We start from the raw sequence: 18329 nt of genomic DNA, 5'->3' as shown, positions 1-18329 counted from the left end.
AGTTGTTGGGAAGATATGCGTTATCATCGTGTTCATGCAGCAGGGATGGAGATGAAACTATAGATAAGCGAGGTAGTTGAAGAAATGAGTGTGGACAAGGAGAGAGGCTCCGGAAGCACCGAGCAGCGGCTTGACCAGCAGAAGACGAACATCGACATCAATAAGCTCATGACTCAATTGGGAATCCATCCTGATAAATGGCTGCAAATGGAGGAAACTCATAACGATTAATACATTTGTCATTGCTAAACATGACTCTAGTGAAAATCCCCGATACCGCTATGTTGGACATAGTGAGTAACGGGGATTTCCATCTTCATGATCTGCATTATTTCATGGAGCGTTCCATGCGAACAAAAGCAATAAATCTTTTGGCTTCCTCTTCGGTTAACTTGCGGCCATCCACCGTGAGATTGAACCGCTCCAGCAAATCCTGGTCCGAAAGCTCAAGTCCGTCCACAAATGAGCGAACCTCCGGGTCAAGCACCGATTTCTCCAATGTTGTTCTCCCGATCAGATAGTCTATGGATACGTCAAAGAGGTCTGCCAGGCGGGTCAATGTTTCAAAATCCGGCTTGCGCCGGTTTTTTTCGTAATGGGATAGTGCAGCACGAGTAATGCCGACAGAGGTAGCGAGTTCTTCTTGAGTCCACCCGCGCTGTTCACGTAGTTCTGCAATTCGTTCTCCGTAGTTCATGCTTTGATCCCCCTTTCAATTGCTTGGCATACCTGATGGTGTGATTAGAAAAATGCGTCGATTCTATATAAAGCAGCTTAATGTACGTAAAGTCACGGTTTGGTGATGAGAGGGTCGTAAAATTACGCAACATCCTAAATTTACACACGGAAGGTAGAAAATGACGATTTTTCTATTGACTCGATACGATATGTATCGTAAAATTGGAAAATAAAATGATACAATTTGTATCTGTTATCATTTTTCGAGTGACACTTAGTATCATTTTATCCATCGATAAAATGTCCCATACCAGAATTTATAGAAATAAAGGAGAATTAAATTCCTGATGTCAAGCGAAACGAAGCATCTTATTAAGGTAGGGATTAGAGTCATGGAGATTGGTCCCCTGAGCCTGCACGGCAGAAGCCACGATGTGACGCCGATCGAGCTGGGTCCGGAGAAGCTTGTTTTCCTGTGTCCCTGGGATATCCCCATGAGTCCCAAGATAAAGCTGCGTTATGAAATCGATGACATGTTTGATCATATTCAGGTTTATGGGAGGATACAGACTCAAGAGCCATTGCATGATTATCGGTTGTATCAGGTTCAAATATGTACGGATCGTGATCAAAAAGCACGGATAACGGGCATGCTTAACCGGATGATAAGCAGTCATGTGGCGTTTAGCCATGCCGTTTATCAAAATTACATATATCGTTCGCCAGGCCAATATAATAAAAAGCTAATCATACAGTAACAAACTAGATACAGACATTTTACTATATTTAAGATGCTTGGTCATTAGTTCTTTTACCTTAAATCCGCTCACTCTTTTCACAGGGATCGGACTATTTTAATAGGCAGGTGAGTTAAATGGCGAGAAAATACAAAAATCCTCTGGTTACCGTCATTAACCCGAAATCTCCGGCAGCGGAATCGTATCGGGGGCTAAGGACGAACATTCAATTTTCCGTTCATGACAAACAGGTTAGGGTGATCATGGTTGGCTCGGCTCAAATGAACGAAGGCAAAACAACCACAGTTAGCAACTTGGCCGTCGCCTATGCGCATGAAGGCAAAAATGTGCTGTTGATTGAAGCGGATTTGCGCAAACCCTCACTGCATCACGTATTCGGCGTTTCGAACGATACCGGATTGACCAATGTCTTGGCCCAGCAGGTAGATGTTGAAGACGTCATTCGGCCGACGGCGGTTACGAATCTCTCCGTCATAACTTCCGGCTCTATTCCATACAACCCTTCCGAAATGCTAGGTTCCCACAACATGCAAATGTTAGTTCACGATCTTAAGCAACGCTACGACATGATTTTGTTTGATACCCCTCCCATATTGGCAGTGAGCGATGCGCTTATTGTCAGTGCTTTATGCGATGGCGTCGTTTTGGTTGTACTGGGTGGGAAGGTGAAGAAATCCCAGGTGAGAAAAGCCAAAACTCAACTTGAGCATGTTAAGGCCCATCTTCTTGGGGTAGTGCTTAACAATATAACGATCAGAGAAAATGAAGCAGAGCAGCTTTATTACGGTAGTAAGTGGTTGAAATGAAGAACCGCGACATTCTGGTTATGTTTCTGGATGAGTTGTACCAGGGGAGGCTTCCTTCCCTGAGTGAATCTCAATATGACAAACTGATGGAAGATGTCGAATTGTTTGATATCGGGCCCCAGGTTTTCTCAGGGCTTGAGCGAAAACAACTTCTTCTTCAAATCCCGGAAAAATTCCGGCGCAAATTAAGCTCTGATGCAAATACCGTACTCTTACAGAACCTTTTTATAAAAATCGAGCTCAAAAAGATCCTGCAGACCTTCGAAGCGTCCTGTATAGAAGCGATCCCTCTCAAGGGAACGCTGCTTGCAGAACGCTATTTTGGCGGTCTCGCAGCACGCGGCACAACAGATATCGACCTGCTTGTGGGCAAGGAGGACTTGCATCGAGCCGCCACGCTGTTGACGAATGCTGGATTTGTTAAAGCTGCGGGCGACGCTACACATTTTCATGAAGAATACGTCAAATCATTGGATAACGATAATTTTCCCTCGCTAACCATTGAATTGCATTGGAATATCAGCAGAGAGGATTTTACGGCTACGGATGTGTCCCGTTTGTGGGACGAAGCTTGCGTGATGAGCGATTTTAATTACATTTACGAGCTAAGCCCGTTGCACACCTTTTACCATATTTGTCTGCACGGCATGAACCATCATATGATGTCGATGAAATACTTTGTAGACATTGCAACGCTTATACATTCCCTTGATACAAGGCTGGATTACGAGAAACTGTTGGATATGGCCGCTGCGGATCGAAATCTCTCGAAGGTATGGATCGCTTTGAATCTGGTTTACAGCATGTTCCCGCATCTTCAGGCACGATGGCCGCTGCCGCTGCTTTCATACAAGTTTAAATATCCAGGATGGAATCTTGAAAAGGCGCGTAAAGTTATGCAGGGTCGCAAGGGCTTTAGTTACTCATGGTTTAGAATGATGACCGCCTTCACGGTCCATGATACTTGGAGGCAGCGCTGGTCCCAGGTAGGATTCCTTATTTGGAATTTGCCGCTGTTGTGGATAAGAAAACGTGAAATTTTCAGATAGGATATTTTTACTATTTTTTGGTTGTGATATGTAGCATTATCTAGTTGACATGATACAAATTGTATCATAAACTAATGCTCAAGAAGGAGGTGTTAAGTATGAAAAAGACCTACGAGGCTCCAAAAATTTTGGCACAGGGCAAAGTGGAGTTTGGCACGACTCGTCCCAGCAACCCGGGCGGCGGCGGAAACCCTATTTGGTAGTATTTATACATTCCTTTGTTCATCGTTCCATAAAGCGCTTCGCTGGAATTGAATTATTATAGGTGGAAGTCGAGGTTGATCATATGTATGTAGCAACGGCAATAGTCGGAAAGTCCCGGGTGTCCTTTAAAACCGAATCGAAACGGATAGCCGAATTTGTCGCCAAGCGATTTAGGGTATCCGCCATTTCTGGTCAGGATCCTCAGGCTGATTTGAATGTTCGTATTCGAGGTGGGTACGGAGAGCCATTTGATGATGGACCTGTCCAGATTTCTGTATCCGAACATCTAATTAACTTCAAACGCTGTGATTATCATATGATTTCATCCCGGGATTACAGTTCGGCGGAAATCCATGTCTATGACGAGTTTGCCCTGAAGCATGCATTAATTAATTTGTATAGCTCATGGCTAATCCATGGAGAGCGCGGACTGCTGATCCATTCCTCTTGTGTGGTTCAAGACGGCAAAGCGTGGATGTTCGCAGGCCAATCCGGTGCAGGTAAGTCGACTGTCGCTGAGCTGTCGCGTCCCCGTCCGATTTTATCTGATGAAGCTACGTTTCTGTACATAGAAGAAAACGGACGTATAACCGTGTTCGATTCTCCATTTCGCAGCGAGATGGAGAATCCCTGTGAACTTGAGGAAGCCGAATTATCCGGCATCCATTACATTATTCAATCCCCTGAAGTGGAGCGTGTGTCCATAACGCCGTTAGATGGATTCGCGCTAATGCTGGATAAGGTGTTTTATTGGCGTCATGATCCTGAGGAAACAAGAAATATGATTGCTTTATGCAAGAAGGTAGTGCAGCAAGTACCTTCCTATCAGCTCTATTTTCAGAAAAATGATACGTTTTGGGAGAGGATTTCATGAGCCAAACACAAACGAGGCTGCTGATAAGAAACGAGCACGTTGAAAGCGAAATGATCGGAAACGAATGGATACTGCTGAACATGAAGGAGCATGTGGCAACCAAGCTGAATGAACTCGGGGGGTATATCTGGAGCATCATCCCGGAATATGGGCACATGGAAGGAATCATTGAAAAAATTGCGGAGGAGTATGACATTGACCGTCATACTGCTGAGCAGGACGTAAAACCATTTATTGAAGAACTGTTGGGCAGCGGCCTTCTGACGTATGCTGGATGAGGCCAGAATCGCCAACGAATGGATGGAAAGACGCGGGGGGATCCAACTTCCCTCCTTGGGGCGCAGCATGTACCCCTTCATGGTGGAGGGGGAGCTAAGTTCTTTTGAAAAGCTCAATCATGAGGAAGCCAGAATCGGTGAAGTCTATCTCTTTGTTACAGGAGCGGGAAGCCTCGTCTGTCATCGGCTTCATGACATTCATGGCGAAGGCAGCTTGAAACGATACATATTTAAAGGGGACACCAACATTGTCCCGGATGAGCCGGTACGGAAAGAACAAATCTTGGGACGGTTTACCGGAACTTATAAAAGGAAGGGTTGGATTCCTGCCGATCATTGGAAATTGTCGATTCTAACCTGGATAACGCTCAACATACCGCTGTGGCCAAAGATGGTAAGGCGGTATTTGTCGTTAAGAAGGCTTTAAATAGAAAGATGTGATGATATGAGGATATTACGAAAACGAGGATCGAGGATTTCGGAACGATCGGAAACGCATGGCAAAGAGACGCCCTGGCTAATATTGCACGGAGACTTGAATCGTGATGTGCGTTTTGAACCGTTGCAGCTTGTGTTTACAGCTTCCAGGCTGCAGGTGCTGGATCGGGAAGGAAAGAAATTGCTGGAGATTCCCAAGCGTAAAATGATGAACATCGACCTGGTTGAGGTCATCGGCGGTGGTTGTCTTGTCGCTGGCACTTCGGATGGCCCGGTTGAAATTTTACGATTCACGGAACCGTACCTTGAGTCCTGTCGCAAGGCTCTGCCGCAAGTCGAACAGTGGATAACGGATTCATCGCCGCATCGTATGGACCAACGCGGCGATTTGGATGAAAAAAAGGGGAAATGTGACCGCTGCGGCCGCGCAAAACGGACTGCTTCCGCTTTCTGCATGCGCTGCAATCCGAAATGGAGTACGGTGTCCCATCTTCTTCAGCGGAGCAGAGCCTATCGATCTTCTATCATGATGATGGGGATCATCGTAATCGTTACCGTTCTTGTATCCCTGGCACCACCCTACGTAATCAAATGGATCATTGATGAAATATCATCGCCTACTCGCTCAGACGGGGATTCCGCGTCATTGATATGGTTGGCCGCAATGCTCGCCGGTTTGTATATTCTGCAGGCATTGCTTCAGATGATCGAAGGTTATACGGCCATTAGGATCGGTGGACGCTTCCTCGGGGAGATTCGCAGAGATATGTTTCACTCCCTGATGAAACAATCGATGCGTTTTTTTGATAATCGGCAGGTATCTCAATATATCGGACGCATTAATCAGGATACGGATGCGCTCAAAAATTTTATGTCCCAAGGGATTGTTCACCTGACCTCTCAATTTTTATCCGCTATTTTTATTATGGGAATGCTGTTCTATTTGGATTGGCGCTTGACCCTGATGATCCTTCTGCCGCTGCCGCCGCTTGGAATCGTTGTGATGCGACTGTGGCCGAAAGTCCGGGACATGTGGTATGCCCAGTGGCAGTCGTCCATTCACGTTCAAAATATGGTAGGGGAGGCTCTTCAGGGAATACGAATCATAAAAGCCTTCTCCAAGGAACATGCTGAAAAAGCACGCTTTGATCAGGTCAATCAAAAATATGTTCATCGCATGATTTCAATTCAAAACTTATGGATGTTCATGACGCCGGTACTCACGTTATTCATTTCACTGTTTGCAGCCCTCGTATGGTTTGCCGGAGGACGGAGCGTGCTGGAAGGCAGCATGACTGTCGGAACATTAAGCGCATATGCATCGTATTTGATCATGTTCTTCGGTCCTGTCAAATGGCTGGCGCAATCCGCCAGCTGGATCAATGAGGTGCTGGGATCGGCCGAACGAATCTTTGAGGTGATTCAAACGCCTGCTGAAGTGAAGGATGACGAGAAAGCTCCGAGCTTTAACAACGTTCAAGGCGAAATCGTCTATGATCAGGTGGCTTTCGGCTATACGCAAGATCGACGAATTCTCCAAGGGATCAACCTACGAATAGCACCTGGCGAGATGATAGGCATCATCGGTCCGTCAGGAGCGGGGAAGTCGACCTTGATCCATCTGTTGTGCCGATTTTATGATCCGGACGAGGGGGACATCTATGTGGACGGACGAAGGCTTACCAGCATTAAGCAAGAGGAGTTAAGGAGAAATATTGGGGTAGTGTTTCAGGAAACCTTCCTCTTCGATGGGACCATATCGCAGAATATCGCTTATGGATGCCCCGAAGCCAGTACCGAGGAGATTATTCAAGCGGCAAGGACCGCAAATGCGCATGACTTTATATGCCGCCTCCCTGACGGCTATGAAACAAAGGTAGGAGAGAGAGGGCATCGGTTGTCCGGAGGAGAGAGGCAGCGTATAGCGATTGCCAGAGCCGTGCTGCTCGATCCCCCGATTCTGATCTTGGATGAGGCGACCTCCTCGGTCGATGTGGAGACCGAAGCTGTCATTCAGGAGGCGCTGGATACGGTGGTTCAAGGCAGAACGACTCTTGTCATTGCTCATCGGCTGTCGACTCTTCGGCGAGCGGATCGGCTTCTGGTTCTTGAAGGAGGGAGGCTAGTCGAGAGTGGAAGCCATGAAGAGCTTCTGAGACGCCAAGGGGTATATCATCGTTTGCTTCATGCAGCGCAGGCGAAAGCCCCGGAAGACGAATGGATACCGATGCAGGAGGTTGCTACATGATGGTAGCGAGAAGGGAAGTATGGGCTCAGGACCAAAGTCTTCGACTCTATCGTAACGGGAGAGGCGAACTAGAGGCGGAAAAAAACCGAGAGACAATCGGTAAAGTGCGCCTTGTTCTGACATTTCCGGTCACGAAGCCGGAGGGGTACGTTTCTGTACGCTCTGCATTGGATCAAGAGGTTCATTTTATCCTTTCGCTGGATGAACTGGATAAGAAAAGCCAGTCGGCTGCCAGGGAAGAACTGCAGCGAAGCTATTTGATTCCCGAAATATTGAAAATTATGGCAATCAAGCGCCGGGGCAGGAATTGGCTATGGGAAGTGGAGACGACGTATGGCAGGATCTCATTTCGCATAGACCAGCCGCAAGAGAGCATCGATTTCCTCTCGGAGAATGATTATACAATCAAGGATACGGAGGGCAGACGATACGTCCTCCGCGATGTTACACGTCTCGACAAACAGAGCAAGCTCTATTGGAATAAAATCAATTAGTTATAACGACTCACAAATGAGAGAATAGAGTACCAAAAAATGTAAACGCCTGCCGAATGGGGGCGTTTTTCTTTTTTGTTTCGGCCCTGCATTTATATTTGTGTACGCTTACATGCCTAGAAATCATGTTGAAAGATCTGAATTTGCTTTCTGATTGTGTAACAAAATGTATCGTTTGTAGGTAAATAAGACCAAATCAGTATTGACATGATACGAATTGTATCGTAAATTGAAGATGCTAAATGATACAAAATGTATCTACGGAAGCACATTTGCTTATGGACGGAGGAAATTCAGTGGAACTTGAAATTAAAGAGTATGCAACCGTGTTGAAGAAAAGGCTGTGGTTAATTCTCCTCGTGGTTGCCGTAGTCTGCGTACTCGTTGGATTTTACAGTTATCGAATGGTTGAACCCCAGTACGAAGCAAGCAACAAGATGATCGTGACCAATAAGACCGAAGAAAAAAAGTCTGTCCTTAGTTCAGATGATATGGATATGGGGATGCGTCTGGTTTATACATACAAAGAAATTATCGGAACTAGCGTGATTCTGGAAAAAGTGGTGGAACAGCACCCGGAATTGAAGCTGACCGTGAAAGACCTGATGGATATGATGGTGGTCGATACCGTACAGGATACACCTGTCATGACGATATCCGTCAGGGATTATAGTTACGATGGCGCGCTCAAAGTAGCGACGGCCGTTGCCGACGTATTCAAATCCGAAATATCCTCTATCATTCCCGGCGGGAACATCACCATCCTCTACGAGAATAACGCCGATCCCAGACCGGTCACTCCAAGTCCTCTGCTGTATGTCGTGATTGCTTTCGTTGTGTCGCTGATGCTGTCGATAGGTTTCTGTTTCTTGCTCGAATATTTGGATGATTCCATCCGCACCGACAAAGAGGTTGAACTGGTTCTCGGACTTCCGACACTGGCCGTCATACAGCACTTCAAGTCAAGTGACTTCAAAGCGAGAGGCAGCTCCGTGTCAAGACGCAGTCCGGTTGAACCGCCCGGTTCCGGAAAGGCCATCGTTAACGCGTCCGAATAAACGTTGTTACTTCAAGCATACATCAGGTAATGCCTACTGAACCTCTACCACCGTAGGCACTCGATTATGCTGTGGGCATCCGTCAAACAGGATGGCTTAGACGTTCATCGTCGATGGCGTAAAGTGAGGAAGGGTTAGATGCCCTCTCTTGTTTACATAGAGCTTCACATGGAATACCCAATTTTCCGGTAAAACGAACGAATTAGGATAGAGGAGGAACGGACAATGGCAACCATTAAAAAGGCTATCATTCCTGCTGCCGGACTGGGTACTCGATTCTTGCCAGCTACAAAAGCAATGCCAAAAGAGATGCTTCCGATCGTGGATAAGCCTACGATCCAGTACATTGTGGAAGAAGCGATTGAGTCCGGTATCGAGGACATCATTATCGTTACAGGCAAAGGCAAGCGGGCGATTGAGGATCATTTCGACCATGCATTTGAACTGGAGCATAAGCTTAGGCAGACCAAGAAGCTTGAATTGCTTCATGAGGTGCAGCGGCCCTCTCGCATGGCGGACATTCATTATATTCGCCAGAAAGAACCCAAAGGGCTGGGGCATGCCGTATGGTGCGCACGAAAATTCATAGGCAACGAACCGTTTGCCGTCCTGCTCGGGGATGATATTGTTCGTGCCGAGAAACCGTGCATCAAGCAGTTAATCGAACAGTATGAACAGACCCGGAGTTCCGTGATCGGCGTTAAGTACGTATCTCCTGAAGAAGTACACCGATATGGAATCATTGATCCGTATCCGGTGCCCACCATCGGAGGACTGTCCAGAGTGCAAGGAATGGTAGAAAAACCGAAAGCTGAGGACGCACCTTCCAATCTGGCGATCATGGGACGTTATATTCTGACCCCGGCGATTTTCTCTTACCTGGAGCAGATGGAGGAAGGAATCGGCGGAGAGATCCAACTAACGGATGCCATTCAGCGAATGACTGAAATCGAGGAAGTGTATGCCTACCAATATGAAGGTACGCGCTATGATGTCGGGGAAAAGCTCGGGTTCATTCTTACATCGGTTGAATTCGCGTTGATGAAAGAGGAGCTGCGGCTTCCCCTTTTGCACGGACTTGAGCAAATGATACATAAGAACCGAACGTTGGCTAGATAGGAGATTGAATCAAGCCATGAATATCGAAACGATTGAAACAAGAACGTTGGAAACCGCTGCAGCCGAAGAATTTCCCGTGATGACAGGTGCGAGCTCTTTCCCGGTGAAGCCCCGTTTAGGGTACTTCCGGTTGAAACGGGCGACGGATGCCGTGCTATCCGCTGTTGGCCTTATTCTTCTTCTGCCTCTGTTTATGATCATCTTCGTGTGCATGAAGGTGGAAAGCCCCCGAGGACCGATGCTGTTCTCGCAGATTCGAGTAGGCAAGAACGGAAAAACGTTCAAAATGTATAAAATTCGCTCCATGGTCGTAAATGCGGAACAGCTTCAACAGAAGCTGGTTCATCTAAATGAGGTTGAAGGTGCCATGTTTAAAATGAAGAACGACCCACGAATCACGAAGGTGGGACGCATTCTTCGAAAAACGAGCCTGGATGAACTCCCGCAGCTGTGGAACGTATTGAGAGGCGAGATGAGCCTGGTCGGACCGCGGCCGCCACTGCCTGCGGAAGTAGAAGCCTACACCCCTTACGACATGCAGCGGCTGAGCGTGGTTCCGGGCTGTACCGGCTTGTGGCAGGTAAGCGGCAGAAACGCCCTGGGGTTCCGCGAAATGGTGGAGCTGGATTTAAGGTATATCCGTGAACAATCCACGACCCAGGACATTCGGATCCTGTTCAAGACGGTCCGGGTGTTCATGGGGTCCAAAGATGCTTTTTGAACAACCTCTTAAAAGGAGATGGCGGTAATGAATTTGGATTCCCGAATATATGTGGCTGGTCATCGCGGTCTCGTGGGATCTGCCATTGTTAGGGCATTGGAGTTGCAAGGATATCGCAATCTGGTTACTCGTACCAGCCAGGAGCTGGACTTGCGTGAACGTGATCGCGTGGAACGCTTCTTCAGCAGTGAAGGGATAGAGTATGTGTTTCTAGCTGCCGCCAAAGTCGGAGGTATCATTGCGAACCGGGATTACCCAGCGGATTTCATACGGGACAATCTTCTAATCCAGAATAATATCATAGATCTTTCCTATCGGTACGGGGTAAAAAAACTGCTCTTTCTCGGATCTACCTGCATCTACCCCAAACTGGCTCCGCAGCCAATGAAGGAAGAATATTTGATGACCGGCGCCCTGGAGCCTACCAATGAGCCCTATGCCGTTGCCAAAATCGCGGGAATCACGATGTGCCAATCGTACAATCGGCAGTATGGTACCCGGTTCATATCGGCTATGCCTACGAACTTATACGGCCCGAACGATAACTACGATCTGGAAACCTCCCATGTTCTTCCCGCGCTGCTGCGCAAGATACATGAGGCCAAGGAGACAGGTCAACGCGAGGTGGAAATTTGGGGTACCGGTCAGCCGAAGCGCGAATTCCTTTACGCTGACGATCTTGCCGATGCCTGTTTGTTCCTGATGAAGCATTACGAGGAGAATACAATCGTCAATATCGGTTGCGGAGAGGATGTGTCCATCCGGGAACTTGCAGAGACCATAGCCTCCACTGTCGGTTATGACGGAAGTTTTGTCTATAACGCCTCAAAGCCCGACGGTACACCCAGAAAGCTGGTGGATGTCAGCAAGCTGACAGCCCTCGGCTGGAAGCCGTCGATCAGCCTTGAGCAAGGATTGGCCCGAACCTATGAGCACTATTTAGAATCGCAACAGATCTACAGTAAATCGGTTGGAGGATCAATATGAAAAGAGCATTAATCACTGGCGTTACCGGTCAAGACGGTTCGTATTTGGCTGAGTTTCTTCTAAGCAAAGGGTACGAGGTTTTTGGATTGCGCCGCCGGACCAGCACACCCAATTACGAGAACGTGACCCATATTAAAGATAAGATTCACTGGATATCCGGGGATCTGACCGATCTCGCCTCGTTAATCGAAGCGGTCCGTATCGCCGATCCGCACGAAGTATATAACCTGGCAGCCCAGTCCTATGTAGCCGCTTCTTGGCCGCAGCCGCTGGCAACGGGCCAAATGACGGCGATCAGCGTAACCAATATGCTGGAGGCGGTCCGGCTGGTGAAGCCGGAGGCGCGTTTCTATCAGGCATCCAGCAGCGAAATGTTTGGCAAGGTCGTGGAAACGCCTCAGAAAGAGACAACGCCTTTCTATCCCCGGAGCCCTTATGGGGTAGCCAAGGTATACGGCCATTGGATCACGGTGAATTATCGCGAAAGCTTCGGGATGTTCGCATGCTCCGGCATTTTATTTAATCATGAGTCGCCCAGAAGGGGATTGGAGTTCGTTACCAGGAAGGTCACGGATGCCGTTGCCCGGATCAAGCATGGTTTGCAGCAGGAGCTGCGAATGGGGAATCTGGATGCATTGAGGGATTGGGGATTTGCAGGGGATTATATCAAAGCCATGTGGCTCATGCTCCAGCAAGAGCAGCCGGACGATTTTGTGATATCAACGGGCGAAATGCACACCGTAAGGGAACTCCTCGAGGTAGCCTTCTCTTACGTGGGCTTGCATTACGAGGATTACGTCGTCATTGATCCCGAATTCGTGCGTCCTGCAGAAGTTGACCTGCTCCTTGGCGATTGCACAAAAGCTAAAGAGCAGCTCGGGTGGGAGCTTGAGGTCAGCTTTGAACAGCTGATTAAGATGATGGTAGACGAGGACATGAAGCGGGTGCGCGCAGAGATCAAATACCAAGAAGCGCTGTCGGCGGCATACGTGTGAGAAGCAAACGATCGTCCAGCACGCGGCATAAGTTAGAAAGGTTTCACGATCTTCGCAAACTCACCCGTAATCGAACGGTCAACGGCGGTTTGTGGATATTTGCAGGGCGGGCATTCTTTGCGGGGTCCGCGCTGCTCATTAATATCTTACTGTCCAGGGTACTGAATACGGCAGCCTTCGGCGCCTATTTGATGGCTTTCAATATCGCCTTTTTTGGCGGCGTGGTGGGCACGCTGGGTTTGAACCAGAGCATCATACGTTTTTTGGCCGAGCAGAGGGAGAAAGGAAAGCAGACATGGGCCCGTAAAACCGCGCTGCTGTCTCTGAAGATTGCGATGATCGGAGCAGCCGGTACAGGCATACTGTATACATTCCTGCAGCTGACGCTGCTTCGAGGGGTTTTGGGCTCGGAAATTATGGCATCGGCTGCGTTATGGACCGGGCTGTGGATCATGTTAACGGTTCTGCAAAATGTAATGGCCGAAACCTTTCGGGGACACGGTGATGTGAGGCAGGCTACATTGTTTAGCGGCGTTTTGTCCAACTTTCTCATGCTGGCAGGTTTAGGGTTGTTGATGTGGCTCGGGCGTTCATCCTTATCGTTGGAGCATGCGCTCATCTTGGTTACGGTCTGCATGGGGATTAGCTGCTCCGTCGCCGGTTGGAGATTGCTGAAGCTTCTCCAGGGAGGGTTCCGGAACCCAACGAATGAGCCGGCCGCAGATCATGGGCCAAACGCCCGGCAGCTGCTTGCCGTCTCTCTCCCGATGATGGCTTCGAACGTCGCGCTGTTCATGCTCACTTCTAGCGATATCTGGATTCTGGGCGTTTTTTACAATGAGAGCGAAGTGGCGATTTATGGTGCAGCCGTACGCTTAATGGCCGTGCTTAATTTCTTCGTCGTGTTGATGAATACGCTGATGACAAGCATCATTTCCAAGTATTTCGGCAGCGGCCAGTTCCCGAGCATTCAAAATGCCGGCCGGATCATTGTTGGCATATCTACGCTGCCCGCAATCGTCATTGGAATGGTTTTTATGTTGATGGGCGAGCAAGTGCTTCAATTGGCATTTGGATCTGCCTATGGCTCAGGTCATGCCATTCTGGCCGTCTTGTCGCTGGGTCAGCTCATCAATTTATTCGCAGGCCCTTCAGGACTCCTTCTGACCTTAACCGGCCATGAGCGGGCCATGCTGAGAATCACGCTGATGACCAGTGTCGTGACGGTAATTGCGGCCGTGACGGTCGTTCATGTATGGGGACCGTTTGCGCTTGCCGTCGTGATGGTATGCGGTTTGCTTGCGCAGAACGGTTGGATGTGGGTAGAGGTGCGGCGAAAACTCGGCATTTCGGTGCATTTCCATCCCGTTGATCTGATACGTCAGTTGATGCGTCTGGCAGGCAGGAACAAAAACATGGAACAGCAAGTTCGATTAAAGGGAGCCAGTTACAAATGATACGGACTCAATGGGTAGAAGACAGATCTGAAGTTTTTCTCTCCGTAGTCACGGTCTGCAGAAATAATCTACAGGGTCTGATCAAAACGTGGCAAAGCGTGAAGTCGCAATCCTGCTCGCTCGAATGGATCGTCGTTGACGGCAACTCGGATGACGGCACGCTGGCTTTTCTTCAGAATATTGAAGATGAACGAGTGTCCTTTGTCAGTGAACCGGATCAAGGGATATATGATGCGATGAATAAAGGGCTGGAATGTTGCAATGGTCAGTATGTTGTCTTCATGAATTCCGGCGATCGATTTTATGATGATACGATAGGCGAACGGCTTCGTGTGCAAGCTATCCAGCATCATCTCCCGGATTTGCTGTATGGCGATGCGCTTGAAGAAGCGCGGTCGGGTGAACTGTTGTATAAGACGGCACGCAGTCATAAGCGCATGTGGTACGGCATGTTTACGCATCACCAATCCATGGCTTTCAGGCGGGGGAGTTTGAGCGGCATCAGATATCGTCTGGAATACCCGATCGGAGCGGATTATGCCCTGACAGCGGAACTCTTGTTGCAGGGCGGGACCGCAGCGTACCTCCGTAAACCCATATGCATTTTTGAGCAGGGCGGTATCTCCCAAACCCAGCATAAACAAGGCCAGCGGGACCAGTGGTTTATCCGTAAAACCATTCTCGGGATGCCAATCGTCCTCCGCGCTGCGATCGCGCTGCTGCAATGGGGCGTTCGTTTGGTTAAACATAGCTTTCCTAAATTCTATAAGAGGGTGCGCTTTTCCTATGAAAAATAAAATCCCGGTGTCCGTCATTATCATGACGAAGAACGAGGAAAAAAACATAGCCAAGTGCTTGGCTTCGGTATCCGCTTTTGACGAGGTGTTCGTCGTGGATTCCAACAGCACGGATCGAACATGTGCCATTGCACGGGAAATGGGTGCACATGTCATCAATTTTACATGGAATGGCCAATATCCGAAGAAAAAGCAATGGTGCCTTGAGGAGCTGCCGTTCCGCAATGACTACGTGTTTTACGTGGATGCGGATGAAGAAGCCACCCCCCGGCTGGTCGCCGAGATGGAGGGGTTGTTTCAAGAAAAGCGGGATTTGGCGGCAGGCTATTTCGTGGCGTATGACTATGTATTCATGAACAAGGTACTGAAGCACGGGCACAGGATGTATAAGCTGGTACTGTTCCACCGCCGGTTAGGCAGATTTCTGGATCATGACGATCTGTCGGCGTCGAACATGTGGGAAGTGGAAGGGCATTATCAGCCTCAGATTGATGGAAGTACCGGGGTGCTCAGCAGCTGTATGGTGCACTATGATCATGATTCCCTGTTTGATTATTTCGCGAAGCATAACCGTTATTCGGATTGGGAGGCGGTGGTGCGCACCAATGGCGGTTTTCGAAACCTGAACGAATCCCAAATTTTCATCCGAAGCCTCCAGAAGAAGCTGTTCGACCGGATGCCTTTGAAGTGGGCGGTTGCATTTATACACTCTTATATCATTAAGCTTGGGTTTCTCGATGGTTCCGCCGGCTTCCACTATGCTTTCGCACGTTCGGTTTATTACTGGCAGATCGGAATCAAGATGTCGGAGCTACGGAAAGTAAGCCAGGGGACATGAACAGCCGTACTGCTATCGGTAATCAGTTGTCCCCGGTCCCGACTGGAGGAGGAATTATGGGGGGGCTTGCCTTTATCCTGGCCCTCTTGATTTACGCGATCTTCAGCGCGCCCTTTCCAGCCAATCCCGGCATGACGGAAGTGCTGATCGCGGCGTTGCTGGTATTGTTTGTTTCGCTTCCGACAGGAATTCTGGTCATGAGCGGCGGTTTTACGCTGTATCGCAGATATGACACCGTCCCCATGCCGCTGCATTTGGGCTTTTTTGTGCTGCTGTGGCTGGGGCTGCTGAATGGAGGCGTCATCTATCGTTGGGATTCAACGGATATACTGCGTGATCTTATTCCATGCGTATATTTGTTTGTCCCTTTATTGCTGCTTCCCGCAATGAATCGTTCCAAATTCAAATGGCTGTCTATTCTTCCGTGGCTCATCGCGGTAATGGGCGTTATTTTATCCATCAGATTCTATATGGAAGTTCGCATTTCGCCGCTGGATATCGGGAAAATGTATTATTTTGATAATTTTCTGTATTTGCCTTATGACCCGAGCGTTTCGTTTGCCGGCGTCTTCCTGACGATTATGGCCGTGCATACGTGGAAAAGCACGAATCCGCTCCGCTGGCTAAGCAGCCTGGCCATGCTGATCGGCGGTTTTTTGGCGTTAGGTTCGCTCATGGCCGTAGCGCAGCGGGCCCCTCTGGGGTTGGCAGCCCTATGCTTTGCGGTGTATTTCGGCGTAAGTTCCGGAAGGTCTGTACGGAAGTTGATCGTCATTATCGTGATCTTGATAGGAGCCGGGATTCTGGCCCAGGAGCAGATCACGAGCTCGTTTGATTTGCTGTTATCCAAGCAGGCGAACTATGGAGCGAACGGGAAGACGGATGAATTGGCGGCTGTGCTTCAGGAAACGTCCAAGTCGGTGTATACGCTGCTGCTTGGTATAGGCTGGGGGGGACTGTTTTTTGATCCGACCTACATGTCCGAGGTCTCGTTTACTCATTCGGCGTTTACTTTCTTCCTGTTAAAGGGAGGGGTTATCGGCATTACTGTCTTTTTGGCTTATCTGAGCTGGATTATATGGAAGTGCTTAAAGCGCGTAAACATGCAGAATCTCCCGTACATGCTTGGGGCCGGGGTTCCGATCATGATCGGATTGTTGTTCCAGCCCAGTTTCAAGACGCTCTCCTACGGAATGCTCCTCACCGTTCTGATCTTAAAAGATAAGGAGTCAATCCCATGAATCACAATCTGAGTTTCCCTGCGGATACATTGCATAATCGGGGCAGAAGCTCAGTGGCCAACTTGGGGGGATTCGGATTTATAGCAGCGTTGCTGTTATATGCCTTGTTCAGTTCCCCTTTTCCAGCAGAGCCCGGCATCGCGGAAGCTTTGATTGCTGTTCTTCTGATCTTGTTTGTATCGATCCCGACCGGAATCATTGTGATGGGCGGCGGTTTCTCGTTATATCGCCATTACGGTACCGTGCCTGTCGTTATTCATGCCGGCTTCTTCTTTTTGCTGTGGATTGGTCTTCTGAACGGCGGTGTCGTTTATGGGTGGGATATGACGGATATTATTCGCGATTTGATTCCGTGCGTGTATCTGTTCGTTCCGCTCCTGCTCTTGCCGGCAATGAAACGCTCAACGCTCAATTGGCTTGCGATATTGCCTTGGATCATCTCCGTAATGGGCGTTATTTTATCCATCAGATTCTACGTGGTTGTACAGATTTCCCCTCTGGAAGTGGGCAGAATGTATTACTTTGATAATTTTCTGTATCTTCCGTATGATCCCAGCGTTTCGTTTGCAGGCGTATTCCTTCCCATCATGGCGGTTCATACGTGGAAAAGCTCCAGCCCGTTTCGCTGGCTGGGGAGCCTCGTGATGCTGACTGGCGGTTTCCTGGCCCTCGGGTCTCTCATGGCCGTTGCGCAGCGCGCGCCGCTTGCGCTTGCTATGCTGTGCTTTGCCGTTTACTTCATCGTAAGCTCGCGCAAATCGATGAATAAGCTGATCATCGGTCTGATCATTCTTGTCGCCGCTGGGATGCTTGCCCAGGAGCAAATATCCAACTCATTTGAATTGTTGGTATCCAAACAGGAGGATTTCGGCGCAAACGGAAAAACGGATGAGCTCGCCGCCGTACTGGCTGAAACGTCCGCCTCTCCGTATTCCATGCTGCTGGGAGTAGGATGGGGAGGCCTGTTTCACGATCCGGCGGTAAACAACATTCTTGTATCCTACACTCATTCGGCGGTTAGCTTTTTCCTGCTCAAGGGAGGGCTGATCGGGATTGCAGTGTTGATGACTTATCTGATCTGGATCCTGTATAGGGCTCTTCAGCGGTTTACGATCACCATGCTCCCCTACATGCTGGCAGCCTTTGTACCTGTCATTATCGGCTTGTTGTTTCAGGTCAGCTATAAAACCTTGTCGTACGGAATGATCCTTACCATGATCTGTTTGATACATAAGGATCCCGGTAGTGTTCATTCAGGCGGCGAAAAGAACATTCCAAGACAGTAAGGG

General features: G+C 48.7%; 20 protein-coding genes. 19 read left to right on the top strand and 1 reads right to left on the bottom strand.

Going from position 1 to position 18329, the window contains the following annotated elements; genetic code table 11:
• The first annotated feature begins 84 nt into the window (after positions 1-84).
• On the top strand, positions 85-231 hold the full coding sequence (locus tag MHI43_RS27045; protein ID WP_015737329.1) for a hypothetical protein: 147 nt from the start codon (positions 85-87) through the stop codon (positions 229-231).
• A gap of 97 nt (positions 232-328) precedes the next feature.
• Here MHI43_RS27045 and MHI43_RS27040 read toward each other — a convergent pair whose 3' ends face one another.
• The gene (locus MHI43_RS27040) at positions 329-697 is read right to left on the bottom strand and encodes a helix-turn-helix transcriptional regulator (protein ID WP_009590422.1); all 369 of its coding nucleotides are present in this window, start codon (positions 695-697) and stop codon (positions 329-331) included.
• 328 nt (positions 698-1025) lie between these two features.
• Between MHI43_RS27040 and MHI43_RS27035 the strand changes: the two genes are divergently transcribed.
• From MHI43_RS27035 to MHI43_RS26950, 18 genes are all read left to right on the top strand, one after another.
• The gene (locus MHI43_RS27035) at positions 1026-1436 is read left to right on the top strand and encodes a hypothetical protein (RefSeq protein WP_015737328.1); all 411 of its coding nucleotides are present in this window, start codon (positions 1026-1028) and stop codon (positions 1434-1436) included.
• Positions 1437-1552: 116 nt separating this feature from the next.
• The gene (locus MHI43_RS27030; protein ID WP_009590428.1) at positions 1553-2242 is read left to right on the top strand and encodes a CpsD/CapB family tyrosine-protein kinase; all 690 of its coding nucleotides are present in this window, start codon (positions 1553-1555) and stop codon (positions 2240-2242) included.
• Entirely contained in the window at positions 2239-3291 is a 1053-nt protein-coding gene (locus tag MHI43_RS27025) for a nucleotidyltransferase family protein (RefSeq protein ID WP_036665147.1), read from the top strand. Before MHI43_RS27030 ends, MHI43_RS27025 begins: the two co-directional genes overlap by 4 nt.
• Positions 3292-3556: 265 nt before the next feature.
• Positions 3557-4369: a hypothetical protein gene (locus tag MHI43_RS27020; protein ID WP_341283184.1), complete on the top strand. Its 813-nt coding sequence runs from the start codon at positions 3557-3559 to the stop codon at positions 4367-4369.
• Positions 4366-4647 (top strand): PqqD family protein, encoded by a 282-nt coding sequence (locus MHI43_RS27015; RefSeq protein WP_009590425.1) that lies wholly within the window; start codon positions 4366-4368, stop codon positions 4645-4647. The genes MHI43_RS27020 and MHI43_RS27015 overlap by 4 nt, the downstream gene beginning before the upstream one ends.
• Positions 4637-5074 (top strand): signal peptidase I, encoded by a 438-nt coding sequence (locus MHI43_RS27010; protein WP_015737325.1) that lies wholly within the window; start codon positions 4637-4639, stop codon positions 5072-5074. Before MHI43_RS27015 ends, MHI43_RS27010 begins: the two co-directional genes overlap by 11 nt.
• A 108-nt stretch (positions 5075-5182) precedes the next feature.
• Positions 5183-7333, top strand: coding sequence for an ABC transporter ATP-binding protein (locus MHI43_RS27005; protein WP_341283183.1), 2151 nt, complete (start codon positions 5183-5185; stop codon positions 7331-7333).
• Positions 7330-7827, top strand: a complete 498-nt coding sequence (locus tag MHI43_RS27000) for a DUF1854 domain-containing protein (RefSeq protein ID WP_036665151.1) — start codon at positions 7330-7332, stop codon at positions 7825-7827. The genes MHI43_RS27005 and MHI43_RS27000 overlap by 4 nt, the downstream gene beginning before the upstream one ends.
• Positions 7828-8123: 296 nt before the next feature.
• The gene (locus MHI43_RS26995; RefSeq protein ID WP_009590440.1) at positions 8124-8885 is read left to right on the top strand and encodes a Wzz/FepE/Etk N-terminal domain-containing protein; all 762 of its coding nucleotides are present in this window, start codon (positions 8124-8126) and stop codon (positions 8883-8885) included.
• A gap of 225 nt (positions 8886-9110) precedes the next feature.
• Positions 9111-10004, top strand: coding sequence for a UTP--glucose-1-phosphate uridylyltransferase GalU (gene galU, locus MHI43_RS26990; RefSeq protein WP_015737322.1), 894 nt, complete (start codon positions 9111-9113; stop codon positions 10002-10004).
• Positions 10005-10020: 16 nt separating this feature from the next.
• Complete coding sequence (locus MHI43_RS26985) at positions 10021-10725, top strand: sugar transferase (protein WP_036665154.1); 705 nt, start codon at positions 10021-10023, stop codon at positions 10723-10725.
• 27 nt (positions 10726-10752) lie between these two features.
• Entirely contained in the window at positions 10753-11712 is a 960-nt protein-coding gene (locus MHI43_RS26980; RefSeq protein ID WP_036665156.1) for a GDP-L-fucose synthase, read from the top strand.
• Complete coding sequence (gene gmd / locus MHI43_RS26975; protein ID WP_009590886.1) at positions 11709-12707, top strand: GDP-mannose 4,6-dehydratase; 999 nt, start codon at positions 11709-11711, stop codon at positions 12705-12707. Before MHI43_RS26980 ends, gmd begins: the two co-directional genes overlap by 4 nt.
• Entirely contained in the window at positions 12704-14164 is a 1461-nt protein-coding gene (locus MHI43_RS26970; RefSeq protein WP_235201876.1) for an oligosaccharide flippase family protein, read from the top strand. Before gmd ends, MHI43_RS26970 begins: the two co-directional genes overlap by 4 nt.
• A complete protein-coding gene (locus tag MHI43_RS26965) occupies positions 14161-14961 on the top strand; it encodes a glycosyltransferase family 2 protein (protein WP_036665159.1) in 801 nt (266 codons plus the stop codon). Before MHI43_RS26970 ends, MHI43_RS26965 begins: the two co-directional genes overlap by 4 nt.
• The gene (locus tag MHI43_RS26960; RefSeq protein WP_015737317.1) at positions 14951-15799 is read left to right on the top strand and encodes a glycosyltransferase family 2 protein; all 849 of its coding nucleotides are present in this window, start codon (positions 14951-14953) and stop codon (positions 15797-15799) included. The genes MHI43_RS26965 and MHI43_RS26960 overlap by 11 nt, the downstream gene beginning before the upstream one ends.
• Before the next feature lie 56 nt (positions 15800-15855).
• Positions 15856-17040 carry a hypothetical protein gene (locus MHI43_RS26955; protein WP_036665162.1) on the top strand — a complete coding sequence of 395 codons (1185 nt, stop codon included), beginning with the start codon at positions 15856-15858 and terminating at the stop codon, positions 17038-17040.
• A complete protein-coding gene (locus MHI43_RS26950; protein WP_036665164.1) occupies positions 17037-18326 on the top strand; it encodes a hypothetical protein in 1290 nt (429 codons plus the stop codon). Before MHI43_RS26955 ends, MHI43_RS26950 begins: the two co-directional genes overlap by 4 nt.
• The last annotated feature ends 3 nt before the right edge of the window (positions 18327-18329 follow it).

Source organism: Paenibacillus sp. FSL H8-0457, from assembly GCF_038051935.1.
GTDB classification, from domain to species: domain Bacteria; phylum Bacillota; class Bacilli; order Paenibacillales; family Paenibacillaceae; genus Paenibacillus_AQ; species Paenibacillus_AQ lautus_A.
This window is presented reverse-complemented; position numbering and strand designations above follow the sequence as displayed.

Coding starts and splice junctions, on each gene's coding strand:
- MHI43_RS27030 (WP_009590428.1), top strand. CDS start 1,553: ATGGCGAGAAAATACAAAAATCCTCTGGTTACCGTCATTAACCCGAAA.
- gmd (WP_009590886.1), top strand. CDS start 11,709: ATGAAAAGAGCATTAATCACTGGCGTTACCGGTCAAGACGGTTCGTAT.
- MHI43_RS26985 (WP_036665154.1), top strand. CDS start 10,021: ATGAATATCGAAACGATTGAAACAAGAACGTTGGAAACCGCTGCAGCC.
- MHI43_RS27035 (WP_015737328.1), top strand. CDS start 1,026: ATGTCAAGCGAAACGAAGCATCTTATTAAGGTAGGGATTAGAGTCATG.
- MHI43_RS27015 (WP_009590425.1), top strand. CDS start 4,366: ATGAGCCAAACACAAACGAGGCTGCTGATAAGAAACGAGCACGTTGAA.
- MHI43_RS26960 (WP_015737317.1), top strand. CDS start 14,951: ATGAAAAATAAAATCCCGGTGTCCGTCATTATCATGACGAAGAACGAG.
- MHI43_RS27025 (WP_036665147.1), top strand. CDS start 2,239: ATGAAGAACCGCGACATTCTGGTTATGTTTCTGGATGAGTTGTACCAG.
- galU (WP_015737322.1), top strand. CDS start 9,111: ATGGCAACCATTAAAAAGGCTATCATTCCTGCTGCCGGACTGGGTACT.
- MHI43_RS27040 (WP_009590422.1), bottom strand. CDS start 697: ATGAACTACGGAGAACGAATTGCAGAACTACGTGAACAGCGCGGGTGG.
- MHI43_RS27000 (WP_036665151.1), top strand. CDS start 7,330: ATGATGGTAGCGAGAAGGGAAGTATGGGCTCAGGACCAAAGTCTTCGA.
- MHI43_RS26980 (WP_036665156.1), top strand. CDS start 10,753: ATGAATTTGGATTCCCGAATATATGTGGCTGGTCATCGCGGTCTCGTG.
- MHI43_RS26950 (WP_036665164.1), top strand. CDS start 17,037: ATGAATCACAATCTGAGTTTCCCTGCGGATACATTGCATAATCGGGGC.
- MHI43_RS27045 (WP_015737329.1), top strand. CDS start 85: ATGAGTGTGGACAAGGAGAGAGGCTCCGGAAGCACCGAGCAGCGGCTT.
- MHI43_RS26965 (WP_036665159.1), top strand. CDS start 14,161: ATGATACGGACTCAATGGGTAGAAGACAGATCTGAAGTTTTTCTCTCC.
- MHI43_RS27010 (WP_015737325.1), top strand. CDS start 4,637: ATGCTGGATGAGGCCAGAATCGCCAACGAATGGATGGAAAGACGCGGG.
- MHI43_RS26955 (WP_036665162.1), top strand. CDS start 15,856: ATGGGGGGGCTTGCCTTTATCCTGGCCCTCTTGATTTACGCGATCTTC.